Annotated in this window: 14 protein-coding genes; 2 read left to right on the forward strand and 12 right to left on the reverse strand. The window is 42.3% G+C overall.

The window, feature by feature from the left end:
• Window positions 1-81 precede the first annotated feature (81 nt).
• The 3 genes from MHH56_RS28295 to MHH56_RS28305 form a co-directional block, all read right to left on the reverse strand.
• Window positions 82-1,083 carry a phosphotransferase gene (locus MHH56_RS28295; protein ID WP_339204956.1) on the reverse strand — a complete coding sequence of 334 codons (1,002 nt, stop codon included), beginning with the start codon at window positions 1,081-1,083 and terminating at the stop codon, window positions 82-84.
• A gap of 33 nt (window positions 1,084-1,116) precedes the next feature.
• Entirely contained in the window at window positions 1,117-1,842 is a 726-nt protein-coding gene (locus MHH56_RS28300) for a class I SAM-dependent methyltransferase (RefSeq protein ID WP_339204958.1), read from the reverse strand.
• A gap of 363 nt (window positions 1,843-2,205) precedes the next feature.
• Window positions 2,206-2,676 carry an SRPBCC family protein gene (locus MHH56_RS28305; RefSeq protein WP_339204960.1) on the reverse strand — a complete coding sequence of 157 codons (471 nt, stop codon included), beginning with the start codon at window positions 2,674-2,676 and terminating at the stop codon, window positions 2,206-2,208.
• 291 nt (window positions 2,677-2,967) lie between these two features.
• On the opposite strand from MHH56_RS28305, the gene MHH56_RS28310 reads away from it, so the two are divergent.
• Complete coding sequence (locus MHH56_RS28310) at window positions 2,968-3,372, forward strand: VOC family protein (protein WP_339204961.1); 405 nt, start codon at window positions 2,968-2,970, stop codon at window positions 3,370-3,372.
• Between the two features lie 106 nt (window positions 3,373-3,478).
• Here the strand turns inward: MHH56_RS28310 and MHH56_RS28315 are convergent, their stop codons facing one another.
• The 9 genes from MHH56_RS28315 to MHH56_RS28355 all read right to left on the reverse strand — a co-directional run bounded on the left by MHH56_RS28315 (window position 3,479) and on the right by MHH56_RS28355 (window position 13,120).
• Complete coding sequence (locus MHH56_RS28315) at window positions 3,479-3,802, reverse strand: hypothetical protein (protein WP_339204962.1); 324 nt, start codon at window positions 3,800-3,802, stop codon at window positions 3,479-3,481.
• Between the two features lie 109 nt (window positions 3,803-3,911).
• A complete protein-coding gene (locus MHH56_RS28320) occupies window positions 3,912-4,790 on the reverse strand; it encodes a cation diffusion facilitator family transporter (protein ID WP_339204963.1) in 879 nt (292 codons plus the stop codon).
• A 235-nt stretch (window positions 4,791-5,025) separates the two neighbouring features.
• Window positions 5,026-6,519: an ABC-F type ribosomal protection protein gene (abc-f, locus tag MHH56_RS28325; protein WP_339204964.1), complete on the reverse strand. Its 1,494-nt coding sequence runs from the start codon at window positions 6,517-6,519 to the stop codon at window positions 5,026-5,028.
• Between the two features lie 329 nt (window positions 6,520-6,848).
• The gene (locus tag MHH56_RS28330) at window positions 6,849-7,208 is read right to left on the reverse strand and encodes an MmcQ/YjbR family DNA-binding protein (protein WP_339204965.1); all 360 of its coding nucleotides are present in this window, start codon (window positions 7,206-7,208) and stop codon (window positions 6,849-6,851) included.
• 57 nt (window positions 7,209-7,265) lie between these two features.
• On the reverse strand, window positions 7,266-8,390 hold the full coding sequence (locus tag MHH56_RS28335; RefSeq protein WP_339209757.1) for an FAD-binding oxidoreductase: 1,125 nt from the start codon (window positions 8,388-8,390) through the stop codon (window positions 7,266-7,268).
• A gap of 121 nt (window positions 8,391-8,511) precedes the next feature.
• A complete protein-coding gene (locus MHH56_RS28340) occupies window positions 8,512-9,138 on the reverse strand; it encodes a hypothetical protein (protein WP_339204966.1) in 627 nt (208 codons plus the stop codon).
• Between the two features lie 368 nt (window positions 9,139-9,506).
• Entirely contained in the window at window positions 9,507-10,349 is an 843-nt protein-coding gene (locus MHH56_RS28345; RefSeq protein WP_339204967.1) for a sugar nucleotide-binding protein, read from the reverse strand.
• 176 nt (window positions 10,350-10,525) lie between these two features.
• Entirely contained in the window at window positions 10,526-12,010 is a 1,485-nt protein-coding gene (locus tag MHH56_RS28350) for an amidase family protein (protein WP_339204968.1), read from the reverse strand.
• A gap of 141 nt (window positions 12,011-12,151) precedes the next feature.
• Complete coding sequence (locus MHH56_RS28355; protein WP_339204969.1) at window positions 12,152-13,120, reverse strand: DMT family transporter; 969 nt, start codon at window positions 13,118-13,120, stop codon at window positions 12,152-12,154.
• Window positions 13,121-13,237: 117 nt separating this feature from the next.
• Between MHH56_RS28355 and MHH56_RS28360 the strand changes: the two genes are divergently transcribed.
• Complete coding sequence (locus MHH56_RS28360) at window positions 13,238-14,590, forward strand: PLP-dependent aminotransferase family protein (RefSeq protein WP_339204970.1); 1,353 nt, start codon at window positions 13,238-13,240, stop codon at window positions 14,588-14,590.
• The last annotated feature ends 3 nt before the right edge of the window (window positions 14,591-14,593 follow it).

Raw genomic sequence — 14,593 nt, forward strand, 5'->3', positions numbered from 1 at the left:
ATCACCCCTCGTTCAAGATACTTTCAGTGTATATTTGACCCTTCTTTTTGTATATCAAGCGGTGCTTGAGCCCAGAATTTCTCAAACCAGATATAATTCAAGTAGTGCTTGCAAGGCCTCACGATGCTGATTCAACCAGTTATTTCGTGTTTGAAATTGATGGAGTATATAGTTGAAGTTAGCTTCAATCGATTTTCCTGAGTAATGCTGACCTATATAAATATGGAGAACTGCAATATGATAAATCTGCGTCATGAGCTGCAAATGATTAATTTCTTGTATAGTTGCCTTGCGAAAATCGGCATACCCCTTAATATAGGCTTCAGTCATTTCCAAAGATCCATCCGACATTTGCAAAATATGATTAAGGCTAATGGCAAATTCCATAAAACTAGCATCAATTGAAGTGAAATCAAAATCCAATACGCCACATATGTTGTTGTTTTGGGACAATAGGTTGAATATGAGCAAATCATGATGAACGAGCTGCCTTGGCAAGCTTTTTAGCTGGTGGATAGACATCTCAACGGACAAAATCGTATCTTTATAGAAGTTCAGGTGGGATTCAGAAATGTGAAATGGCGGATTTTCAATAAAAGAAGTTATATCATTACGATGGGCGAGTGGATGAAGATCATAAAGATCTGAGAAAGCTTTTCCATGGTGGTCTAGCAGATCAGTTTCATATTCGCTCAGTGTTGAAGAGATTTCTCCAACTACCTGACCAAGTTTCAAGGCTTGTTGTGTTTCTACTATTTCTGGTACACGGCCTTCAATAAATGATACGACCGCACCTAAAGTACCGTCTGCTAGTTGTATGTATTCATCCCCATTGAGCGTCCGAAGAAATACAGGCACTTGAAATGTAAGATTGCTGCCATTCAAAAACGAAGTTATTTTCGATTCCATTTCTATGCTTTGTACATTTTTCGTATAACGATCGTAGATGCGGACTACATATTTTCGATCATTGATTTTAACAATCTTCGTGAGGTTTGTTAAACCAAAAGGAACGGACTCGATTTCATAGCTCGGATGAATAAAATAAAAGTGTATTAGCTCATCGATTAATGTCTGCATCATATCCCCCTAATCCTAATTAAGGATGCTATCCTTCTATTTCCGAGCTTTCACAATGAGAAAATGAGGATTAGTCGAAAGACGATCATACCAACGCTTATACCAATCCATAGCATCTGGTTTATCTTTAAAAGCTAAATCCGGCTGCGGCTCGATGATTTGATCAATGATAAATTGGGCTGATGTGACATTCAGAATCTCTTGAAGAGGCCTCCTATAAAATGTAACCTCCACTGGGCCAGATTCTTTCTTATTCCAGGTTTCCATAAGCAGCTCGTGAGCAAAATAATCAGGTCTTTCAAAATGTTTAAAGTCCATAAATGGATGATGTACGGAGAAAACAACTTGTCCACCCGGTTTCAATATGCGATGAAATTCTTGAAAGGTTGGGGCCCAATCATCGATATAGTGCAGGGTTAATGAGCTTATTATAAGGTTGAATGTTTCGTTTTTAAATGGGAGGGGCTCCGTTAAATCACAAGCGAATACTTCTGCCTCATGACCAACTCGCCTTTTGCATGCTTCTACCATAGCAGGACTCAAATCAATAGCTGTTACTTGAGAACCGCGCTTTAAAAATTGCTCCGTGTACCAACCTGCAGCACAGCCAGCATCAAGGACTGTAAGTGAATTCATATCATTTGGCATAAGTTTCATCATTGCTGGCCGCTCATAATAAGCGTTGTGCCCGCTCTCAGTATCCACATGCTTTTCGTAGTCTTTTGCAAGTTTGTCGTACGCTGTGACAACCTTTTCCTTCATTTTGTTCACACCCTCCTATTTCACAAATTTCACCCATAACCTATCAAAAACAAATTTGAAAAATGCCACGTAGAAATAGCTAGCGGAATAATCGATAATAGCTTAAGCCAATTCTTTTTAGCTGCAAATCCGACCACTAACATGATTACCCCTATGATTAACAATACAATTAGTGCTAAAAATGACATCTTGATGCCTCCCAGCTCGTAATCCAGCAATCATCAGCTTCCTTACAAATCAATTCTAATAAAAACCTTTTTTTGAAACGAGTACCAACTTTTTGTAGTACCTGTTCATATATGATTTCTATTATCTTGCTTGATTGTTAAGAGAAGCTTGCCAGTACAAAGCGTTTAAACGAGGTTAATCAAGGTCAGTGACTAGCTCTTCTGCCCTAATCTTTAATTGATTATTTCGATGCTCCAAAAAACTTTTCATGTACTTTCTTAATATTAATCTTTCTGTGAACCACCCAATTAATCCAAACGGAGCCTCAAAAACCAATATGTCTTTCATTAATGTCATTCCATCATGTTCCTCAAATAAATGCTCATGTCTTAAACTTTTAAAAGCCCCCTTACTCATTTCGTCTACAAAAAGATAGGGTCTTTCATATTCCGTAATTTTCGAGGTTAGTTTTTGTCTGATTAGAAAATGAGTAGCCTGAAAGGTCACGGTTTCTCCTTTATTAATCATGCCTTCAATCGTACCTGCTATAGCCCTCTCCTTCGTATGTTTCCAGACCGTTTGAGTATGTACTTCTATATTCCTCGCTAAGTCAAAACAATGATGTATTGGAGCATTTATAAGAACCTCGGTTTTAACAGTAACCAATCCAAACACCTCATTAAGCTACAATTACTCTTAAAACCAGCATTGTACCCATTTTTAAATTAACTCTTTAGGCAGCCAATGATCAGAAATAATATATAAATACCTTCTCCAGCTGCAACTTCATTTTATCATTACTGGAAATTCACTGCCTGCCAGCTTGATAAAATAAAGTTAAATTTTTTTTTGGAATCTGTCGATTCTCTAATTTCTCATTCGTTGTCTAAATAGAAGCTGAGTTCATCGGTTATCTGCAAAAATAATCCAAACTATGGGATGAGAGGATGTTATAAGATGGCAAAACACACAACTTATATGATGTCGGAGGACGCAAAAGCTCAAGCTGAGTTCTATACTCATGCGCTTGGTGGAGAGATCCTGTCCGTTATGACGCATGGACAGCTTCCTGATGCAAAGGAAGAACTCAAGGATAAAGTTGTTAACTTGAGTCTGATGGCTGGAGGAATTCACTTTTTAATGTCCGATTCTGTATTTGAACCAATCATTCGCGGAAATGCCATACATCTGTGTCTCGAGTATGATGCAGAGGCTGAAGCCCGCGAAGCCTTCGATAAGCTAGCTGTAGGCGGCAACATAAAGTGCCCGTTAGAACCCGCATTCTGGGGCACATTATTCGGACATATCGAAGACAAATACGGCGTAATGTGGATGATCACCACTGCTGGACCAACTGCCTAAACTATAATTGCATGTGCAAAGCCCGCCCGAAAATAATATCGGGCGGGCTTTTTTTGGAGAAATAAGAAGAACTGCATAACGGCAGCTCCTCCACTATAGTTATCCGTTAGTTGAATAAATTTGAAGGAATCTCGCCATCGGAAAAGTAACGGATTACTTTATTTTTTTCTTCAGCATATTGAATCTCTTTTTTTGTACTGTTGCCTATATATCCATCCACATCAATTACGAATATTTCATCAGACATATCTATTTTTCTAAAATGCAGATGCCCTAGTAAATCTGCTTGTTCTTCTGTAATTTTAAAACCATCGCTTTGTTCAAAAAAAGCAACGCTAATAACAATATTGCCTTGAAGTGTAAGAAACGCGTTTGCTTTTTCAAATTGATTTTTGAATTTTGTAGAACCGCATAAAGTTATGACTGCCATGTTCAATTCCTTTCTGATGATGTTCTTATGATATCAACTTAAAAAAAACTTTATTCTCCAATTTTTCATGTCAATGCACAGCTGTTACTCTTGAACTTACTCTGTGTACTTAACTACTCGCCAAAAAAGGCTCTATGTGAATGTGAACGTAGGAAATGCTGTGCAATTCAGCAATACGTCTCTCAATTTGTTCTGAAATGTCATGGCTTTCGCCTACATTTAGCTGATGGTCTACGGCAATCGTTACGTCTACCAGTTTGTTATTCCCGTGAATACGAGCTTTTATATCAATTATTTTCTCTACACCTGGGGTATCGGAAACGGTTTGTTTAATGGTTTGAAGTTCTTCATGATCGAAACCGTCTGTAAGCGCATGTGAACAATCACGAAAAATATCCCATGCTGTTTTACAAATAATGATGCCTACAATTAGAGCTGTGACTGGGTCGAGCCATGGCAAGCCAAATTGTGAACCGATGATGCCAACAAAAGCGCCCATGCTTACAAGAGCATCCGAACGATTATCTTGTGCGGCCGCCATCATTGCGTGACTGTTTATTTTCTTTGCTAAACGAATGTTGTAAAGATAAACGAAATAAATGGCTATGGCACAAAATAGGGCAGTCCACGCTGCTATAATATCAGGTGATTCGATTGTTGGAGCTCTGAACTTCATCACCGTTTGATACAATACTTGTATACCAACAGCGAACATTATAAAAGAAGCGATTAGGGCAGCTACCGTTTCAGCTCTGTAATGACCATACCGATGGTTTTTGTCCGGTGGTTTCCGTGATATTTTAAGCCCGATCAACACGGCTATAGAAGCAATAATATCGGTTGAGTTGTTTAGACCATCAGCTGATAAGGCTTCGGAGCCAGTGAGGTAACCTATAATTAACTTTATTGCGGACAAGAAAATATAAGCGCCAATGCTCAGCCATGCACCTTTTTCGCCTTGTTTGATATCATCATACGTTTCTTGCACTTATTTCACTCCCAGTCGGTTTTGCAGAACAAAACCTATGTTACTTGATAGAATGCGTGTGGGTCTAGAGAAACAGTTTTGTTTTTGGCATCAAAAATAAGCTCAGACAAACAGTGTTGCACAGCCCCAATTTTAAATATCGAATCATGCAACTGGCAAATAATAAAACTGACCTTTGATTACACAAAAAAAACAGCAGCCTTATGGCTGCTGTTTCGTTTAAATGATACGATTTTTAGTCAAAGTTTCCCGTCAGTTCAATCGTTTTTGTGGCGACACGGTCGTGAAATTCACGATCATGTTCGACGAACACAATGGTCGGTGCATACTCATGCAGCAGCTCCTCAATCTGCATCCGGGAAATGACGTCAACAAAGTTCAGCGGTTCGTCCCAAATATGCAGATGAGCCTCTTCACATAGACTTCTCGCGATCAGAACCTTTTTCTTCTGTCCACCGCTAAACGCCGACATATCCTTCTCAAACTGGATACGGGCGAAATCAAGCTTTCGCAGCACGCTTTTAAATAAACTTTCGTCGATTCCGTGCTCTGCTGCATAATCCGAAAGTGACCCTCGCAGATGAGAAGTATTCTGGGATACATAGGAAACGCGCAGCTGAGGATCAATCCGAAACGTACCCGTATAGTGAAGCGCCTCGCCGTTTAGCAGGTGGAGCACACTAGACTTACCCGAACCGTTTGGACCCGAAATGGCGATCCTATCCCCTTGTTCGATCGTCAAGCTAACGTTCTCGCAAACTGATTTTTCCCCGTAATAAATCGAGACGTGATCCAGCACAGCCAGTTCCGATTTGGAATACGCGAGTTGAGAGATCACAAGGCTTTCTGACTGTTCAATATTTCGAAGCAGTTTCGATTTCTCTTCTACAGCGGCGTTTTGCCGCTGCTCAATGGATTTCGCGCGTTTCATCATTTTAGCAGCTTTGTGCCCGACATATCCTTTATCCAGCTTGGAACCGGAGTTTCGTGTGCCGTTTTTCGATTTTTCAATCTCGTGGGACCAGCCGCTTGTGCGTTTGACAGAGCTTGATAAACGCTCGATATCTTTATATAGCTTTTCGTTTTGTGCCAATTCGAACGTGTCCTGGCGAGTTTTGTTCGTCCACCAGCTGGAGAAGTTGCCTTTTTGAATTTCTATATTTGTTTTGTTGATCGATAAAATATGATCGACACAGCGGTCGAGAAATGAGCGGTCATGTGACACAAGAATAAAACCGCGCTTCGTGTTTAAATAATCACCGACGAGTTTACGTGCATGCAAGTCGAGATGATTGGTTGGCTCGTCGATGAGCAGAAAGCGATTGTCCTGGATGAACAGCACGGCAAGCAGTACCTTCGTTTGCTCGCCTTGGGACAGCGTTTCGAATGGTCGGTACAACACATCTTCCGAAACCTTAAGCAGATTCAGTTCACGCATCAGCTTCCAGCGCTCATAGTCTGGCACGATTTCTTCGATGACGTCGACGGTCAAATATTCCGGATGTTCGACGGGAAACGGAAAATAATCAAAGGCAACGGGTGCGGAGATCGTACCGCTGTATTCGTATTTCCCCTGCAGCAGGTTAAAGAACGTCGTTTTTCCCCGACCGTTTCGCCCTGTAAACCCGAGCTTCCAGTCTGTATCGATTTGAAAATGAACATTTTCGAATATGAGGTCATAGCTGCCTGGATAGGCAAAAGTGAGATTAGATACTTGAATCGCGGGCATGGCGATCATCCTTTCGTATGAAAATAAAAAAGAGACGCAAGAAAGGTGCTTTCTTGCGTCTCTAATCCATACGAGGAAATACAGCCCCATTTTATGGGACTGGATGACTATCCGGATAGGGAGAGCAAACGAAATGCAGACCTTTCTTGCAGAGACGAAATAAACCAACCACAGCGGATCGCTGAGTTCGTTCTTTTCGTGATCTCACAGCAAGAAAGTTCTACATTGTATTCGTTCAACTCCCGTCATCAAAATTAGGTACAGTTTATCACAATCTTAATTTAACTACAACCTGCGAAGTCCCGTCATACGCTCTGAGCCATATCTAATTAGTTCTTTTCGATAATAGATTCTCGAAGGCTCTTAGAAAGACTTTTGACAACCAGCTCGTAAGAATGATCAATCATTTCAAAAACATCCGACTCTGGCAAAGAACCGTCGATCGTAATTGTATTCCAATGTTTTTTATTCATATGGTATCCTGGTCGAACAGCCTCATGCTGTTCCCTTAAGTTTTCCGCAATTACCGGATCACATTTTAGGTTTAAGCGAAGATGCTCCCCTTTGTCCTCAAAAATAAACGCGAATATTTTACCTGCAACTTTGATGACCAACGGTTCGAATCCGAAGGGATAATCCTTAGTCGCTCCGTTCTTCGTTAAACAGTATTCGATGATATTATTCTTCAAAACAGCAGCTCTCCTTCTACGATATTAAAATGACTCATTATGAATTTATCCTACAGCTCAGCTAATGGCTTTACAAATTTCATAATCGGTTAAATCGATATCCACTTCCATTCCTAGTGCTAGCTTAGCCAACTGATCTCCGATATAAGGTCCCATCGTCAAGCCGGAAGCCCCGAGACCGTTTACCGCAAGCAGTCCCTCCCAATCTGGAATGGCGCCTATAACCGGAAGAAAATCGGCAGTAAAAGGGCGAAAGCCTACTCTTACTTCCTGAAATGTACTATCTGCCAGATCAGGTGCGAATGGAAGACATTTGCTTAAAATTTCATGCATTCCACCGGATGTGATCCTCGTATCATAACCTTCAATATCATTTTCATGAGTTGCTCCTATGACGATTTTTTGCTGATCAAAGGCGAGCAAATATTGATCGGAAGGCGGCATAACAACCGGCCAGATGCCAGTATTCTGTTTGGCATCTGGAACCTGCAAGTGCATGATTTGTGCTTTCTGATAACTCACTTTAAAATTAATGCCCAACGGTTGCAGCAGCTGCCCTGCCCAAGCCCCTGCACAGACGATCACGATGTCAGCCGGGTAACTAATTGCCTGGGCCGTTACACCCGTTATTCGGTTGGATTGATATTCAAGCCTAGCATCCCCATAGATAAGCTCAGCCCCATTCCTCTGTGCAGATCGAAGCAAAGCATCACGCAGCGCACGGCCGTCCACACGAGCAGCTCCACTAATATGAACGGAAGAATATCCTTCGACGAGCAGCGGGAAGAGCTCTCGGGTCCGTTGTTCATCAAGCTGCGTAATCTCACCGATTTCTGGAGCTTCTTCTAAACGCTTGTAAGCTCTCGCTTCCATTTTCTCGATTTTCTCCGAATCCATATGTATACTGAGGGCGCCTACCTTGGCATATCCGGTTTCGGTTTCCCCTTCACTTTCCAGCTCTTCAATTAAAACAGGGTAATAACTTGCTCCAGCCTTAGCAAGGCGATACCACGCCTTATTGCGCCGCTGCGACAGCCAAGGACAAATAATGCCAGCTGCTGCATCCGTAGCCTGTCCTTCATCTTTCCTATCGATAATGAGGACATCTGCTCCCCGCTTAGCCAAATGGTATGCGGTTGATGCTCCAGCAATTCCTGCACCAATGACAATGATTTTCATGATGATTTCACTTCTTTCTATAATCGCTCTTCTCATTATAACGAGATCCCTCTCAAATAGAAAAAGCCGCGTATGACGCGGCAATTTAAGTTTCTCATGAAGTGCAATGGTCTATTATCTAATTTTAATCATCTGACATATCCGTTAACGATATAGGTATTTCAACATAATCAGGTCCTACAATCTTTACACCATCTTTTTCATCTGAGCCCACCGCAACCGAAATACTGAACTTATCTGACTCTTGTATTGCCTTTTTATCAGAAACTAAGTCAATCACAACCGTTCCTGTACCGTCTCCCGTTGATTTATAGGCGTCTCGTCCTCTTCCAACTTCAATTATTGCTCTCCATTTATTTTCTGTATCCGCGGTAGTCAATGTCGTTATATAGTCCGCAGGTATGGATTTTGTTTCTTTTTCAGGATAACTGCTTGTAATGTTTGAAATATACCATTTATCAGGAATATTGAAAGCAACACCACCCCAGTCTTTAGGGTCGATTGAAATCGAAGCAACAATCTGTATATGTTCCGGAATTCCTTTGTCTCCCTTGATAAATAATGTTCCTTTTGCTGATGTATTCAAATCTGTAGAATCAGAACTCACGCTAAAACTTCTAGTTTGAACTATCTTTTCGTTAACTGCTGTTTTGTGAATAAATTTCTCTTGTCTTGATGACAGCTGTAAAATTAAAATGGCCACACTAATTATTAATACAGCAAGCAAAATGTATCTCGCTTTTATAGTCATATCTGCCCTCCTTAGCAGTCCACATAACTTTATCTTTTACGAAGTAAATCAGCTTCTAAATACTTTGTAAGGTAAATCGTTACTCCCAAATGATATTGTATAAATATCTTAACATATATTGGTTTTTCATCCTTATTGAATTAATCTTTCAGTTAGACACACACTTACCACTAAAATAAAAACAAACATAAGAAAAGACCGCCATCGGCGGTCTTGGACTTACAGCGACAGCACGAACAAAAAAAGCAATTCCCTCTCAAAAAGGAATTGCTTTACCTGTTGTTTTTGCTACGGGATCAGCCTGTTGTCGCAGGGCTGTTTAGTAAAAAAAGAGCCGCCCGCCCGCCGGCCGCCCCATCCTTTTTAAACTATTGCTGCTCTTTATCCAAATAACCGCTCACTAAATATGATATCATCTCAGCATTGGTGCTCCGCGGAGCGCTAGCAAAGTCATCGCGATTCGAACGCAATTGAAAATAATATGCAGCATCATTATCCTCATATAATCGTTCTCGCAATATACTCTTTTCACTTCCTAATTGATTTAAAATTTGTTCATAAAATTGTCCTTGAGTCAGCGTATCCACTGCGTCTAAATGAAAAATTCCTTTTAGCTCTTTTTCAATAATGAAGCGCAGCTGTTTAGCGAGCAAAACATCCAGAAGGTTGTTAAACATGAGATTGCTGTAAACCTCTATCTCTTTATTATTTTCGATACTATCTTTAACCGTGTTCCATCTCGGAGAATCTTTCCCCCATATCGCGGGTATTCTGACAATGATCGCTCGTTCATTCAAAATTTCTGTAAGCATGTTTTCACATTCGATTTTGAATTTCCCATAATCGGTGCCAGAAATAGGTAGATCTGTTTCAAAATGAGGCTTTGAAAAGTCCCCATCAAATACGTTCGTCGTAGAAAAGAAATACAGTCGGCTATTATGCTTAGCTAATTCCATAGCCAATTCTTTATGGAACAACAGCTGTTGATCAAACTCTCCTCTTAAGCAAGAAATAACAATATCGGGTTTAATCGAATGGATGATTTCCTTCATTTCAGCCATTTGCTCAACATCTAATTTGTACTGCTTATCAGTAGGCAGACTCGTAAATGATGAAGAATAAGTGCCATACAGGTCAAAACCGTGCTGCATTTCATCGACTAATGCTCTTCCTACAAGACCGCTTGCACCTAAAATAAGTACCTTTTGCATTATAAATACACTCCTCCAAGACACCTTTATTAGAAAACGATCCATGAGTAATAAAAGATACGCAGTCACTAAAACATAACAAGCCATACTTGTTTCTATTCCTTATTTCTTCCCAAAAAAACAGACGTAAACCAGCGGATTATACCCGTTGTTTACGCCTGCTTATTTCAAGCTATTCAATTAAAAGCTGACGGAGACACACGATGCTTGGTCGCCTGCTCAAAGCCATACGCGAGTTTAATTAAGGTAGGCTCGCTGAAGGCTGTACCGATAAAGGTGACCCCTTGCGGTCCCTTGGTCGTATAGCCGCCTTCGGCAATGATTCCCATCTCCGCATAACCGCCAGGCACGGTAATGACCGGATAACCCGCTCTTGCGGCAAGATCATCGCCATCATCATTGCCTAGGAACAACAAAGCATCCAGTTGATGCTCCTGTAAAGCGAAGTCAATCCCATGCTTGCCTGCCAGCTCTTTATTTCTCAAAATACTATCGACATATTCCTGTTCGGTCAACGTTCCGCTCGTTTCCTCTGCCGAAAGCAGCGTATCCTGCCCATATTTTAAAGCAATGTCTGCGTGCTCTTCGTTATAAGCAATTAGCTCCTTCAAGGAATGAACAGGAACCGATTCATCCAGCTTTCCGAGGTAGTCATTGATATATTTTTTGAATTCATATCGCAGCACATGCCAATCCCATTCAACCTTCTCACACGGCAGCTCAACGGGATCGATAATCGTCGCGCCAGCCTGTTTCAAAACCGCAATAGCCGACTCCATGATCGCAAGCCTGTCTTCGTCCAAATCTTTATAATAAAAGCGCGGAATTCCGATCCTTGCTTGCTTTAAATAACTAGCATCAAGGAATGGCGTATAGTCGGAATGAGCTTGCTTTGCCCCATTTACCGTAACCGCATCTCGCTCATCGGCGCCTGCCAATGTTCCAAGAAGAATAGCCGCATCCGTTACCGTTCTAGTCATCGGGCCTGCCGTATCCTGACTGTTTGTAATCGGTATAATGCCCGCTCGGCTTACTAACCCAATCGTTGGTTTAATTCCTACTAAGCTCGTTTGGCTTGCAGGGCTAATGATGGATCCCGAAGTTTCCGTTCCAATTGCAGCAGCTGCCAAGTTGGCGGCAACCGCAGCGCCTGATCCCGAGCTTGAACCGCCAATGAACAGCTCTCCCGGACCATATGGGTTAAGCACAAGGCCTCCTCTTGAGCTGTATCCCGCCCACATCGTGCCTGACATGAAATTAGCCCATTCTGTCATGTTCGCTTTGCCTAGCAGAACAGCTCCTGCGGCACGTAATTGTGAGGCAACAAAGGAATCTTCCGCAGCATATGAATTCGCTAAAGCTACTGATCCCGCGCTTGTGTGCATATTGTCGTTTGTATCGATGTTGTCCTTGAGCAAAATCGGAATACCGTGCAGGCTGCCACGACTCCCTTTTTCTTGTCGCTCTTTATCTAAAGCTTTGGCAATTTCAATGGCATCGGGATTCATTTCCAAAATAGATCGAAGAACGCCATCATATTTGCTGATTCGCTCCATATATAACTGGACCAGCTCTTCTGAGCTTATCCATCCCTTTTCCATTGCTGATTGCATGCTTGTAATATCCGCTTCCACAATCCATGTATCCTTATTCTCGATCACTTGATCATCCCCTTAACGCCTCTTCTAATAACCTACAAACCTAATCATATCCATTATTAGAGCAGCTGTCAGCGTAGAGAATGGGTATAACTAAGCTTTCCGGCAGCAGCTGTACGACTCAGTTGGAATCGCTGCCTTCTGTTATCGTTCCACCTTTTGAGAAACACTTATCGTAGATGTTCCCTTTCTTTTACCGAATGCCCCCATGTTCGTGCCCAGCACACCAACAACGATAACTGCAGCGCCAATGAAATGGTAGTATGCCAGCTTCTCGCCGAGAAACACAAATCCACCGATAACAGAGACCAACGTAGCCAGATGATTAAATACGCTCACTTTAGACGCTTCAAGCTTGGATAAGGCGTAATTGCTGAGCAAGCTGGATACGAGCGAAGAGAGTACGCCCAAATATAATATCGATAGGAGGAACACTGGACTGGCAAATGGCTCAAAATAATGAGCAATCGTTCCTTTGGCGACATGTTGGCTTATTGCGATAAAGTTAAATACAAGGAAGCCAATAGCCGTCATCATATACGTCATCGTCATTACCTTCATGCGACCAGAGAGTCGCCTTGCTAGTACGCTGTAGCCGGCTAAGGAAAGAGCTGACAAAAGTATGAGCAAGGTGCCTTTAACATTAGAAATATCGATTGACGTCCCCTTCATGACAAAGATGAATATAACCCCAACAACAGAGAGCAGGGTCGAAAGCTTCTGTACCTTAGTCGTTCGCTCCTTCAAGAAATACGCTGCGGCAATCATCGTGAAGATGGGCACAGTGGCATGAATAATGCCTGCTTCTGCGGAGGATGTAAACTGCAATCCATAGGCTTGGAAAGCAAAAAACATCGACGGATAAAAGACAGCCAGCGGAAGAATGCTTAGCATATCCCGCGCTTTAAGCTGCAGCTTGATCCACCCGAATGCGACTGGTATTGTTGCCGCAATAAAAGATATGGTGAAGCGGTGGGCGAGACTGTCCAGCGGACTTGTAACCGTCAAGGCTATTTTTCCGAAAAGAAAAGAAAGCCCTACAATAATGGAATAAACAATAATCGCTGTATACGCAAGCCGTTTCGACTTCAAATTATGGGGTGTTGTCATCATGGTATACCTCCTAGTAACTGTTCGCTTTATATAGGTATCGTATCTCCAAAGCTGCACATGCTACAATATACAAAAAAGCCATCTGTATCGGTACAGATGGCAGGAGGCACTGTTAAAATGTACTTTTATTTAAAGCTCATGAATGAGCTGGAGGAGCTCATTGCAACGCAGCCCTATAAGGATGGGCAGAAGCTCCCTTCCATTCGAGCGCTGGCAGGGCAATTCAGTTGCAGCAAGAGCACAATTATTAAAGCTTTGGATGAGCTGGAGAAACGCCATCTCATTTATGCGATGCCAAGAAGCGGCTATTTTGTTGTAAAAGGGATGAACGCCGCTCAAGATGAAGCAACCCGCCTGCTCAACTTTGCAGCATCGGCGCCCGATCCGGCATTGTTTCCTTATTTGGATTTTCAGCATTGTATTAATAAAGCCATCGACACTTACCAGAAGGACTTATTTGTTTATGGCACCGCCAAAGGAATGGATTCCTTGATTGATATCGTTCGCAAGCAATTGATGAGCTATCAGGTGTTTGCACCAGAGCGCAATATCTTTGTTGTCTCCGGGGTTCAACAGGCGCTGTCTCTGCTTGCATCTATGCCATTTCCGAGCGGCAAGCAGAAGGTGCTGATTGAGCAGCCAGGTTATCATCTGTTTATAGAGTATTTACAAACACGGCAAGTACCCGTAATCGGCATCGAGCGTCGTTTCTCCGGCATTGATTTCAACAGGCTGGAGGAGATCTTTCGCACAGAGGACATTAAGTTTTTTTATACGATGCCGCGGTTTCACAATCCGCTTGGCTGCTCCTATTCGAAGAAAGAGAAGCAGCTGCTCGCTAAGCTGGCCGCCAAATACGATGTATATATCGTTGAAGACGACTTTCTAGCTGATTTCGAGCAGAACAGCAAAGCCGATCCGATCTACACTTATGACGACTCCTCTCATGTCATCTATTTAAAGAGCTATTCCAAAATTATATTTCCCGGCCTTCGTATCGGTATTGCGGTCATCCCTGATTTACTTGCAGAAGCGTTTCGCCTATACAAAAAACAAGACGACATCGACAGCTCCATGCTGTCGCAAGCCGCTCTTGAAATCTATTTGCGCAGCGGCATGTTCGAGCGTCATCGCGCCAAAATCCGCGGGAAGTACTCGGCAAGGGCGAAGCTTCTCGATACGGCGCTTGCGATGGAAGCTTCACGCAGCAAAGGTGCCTTCACCTATGAGCGATCCAAATATCCGATCGTTCATACTCATATTTTGCTTCATGAAACCATTTCTGTCCCGCTCCTAATCAGCAAATTGCGCAAGGAGGACATACTGGTTGATGCCATGGATCGCGACTACTTGTCTACTTTTCAGAGGGCAAATCTATTGAAGCTTAATGTGACCAATGTGATTGAGGGGAACATTGAGAGCGGCATTGAACGGATCGGCAGCCTAATAGCCCAATCCGCTCGCCTGTAACGA

The organism is Paenibacillus sp. FSL K6-3182 (genome assembly GCF_037976325.1).
GTDB lineage: Bacteria > Bacillota > Bacilli > Paenibacillales > Paenibacillaceae > Pristimantibacillus.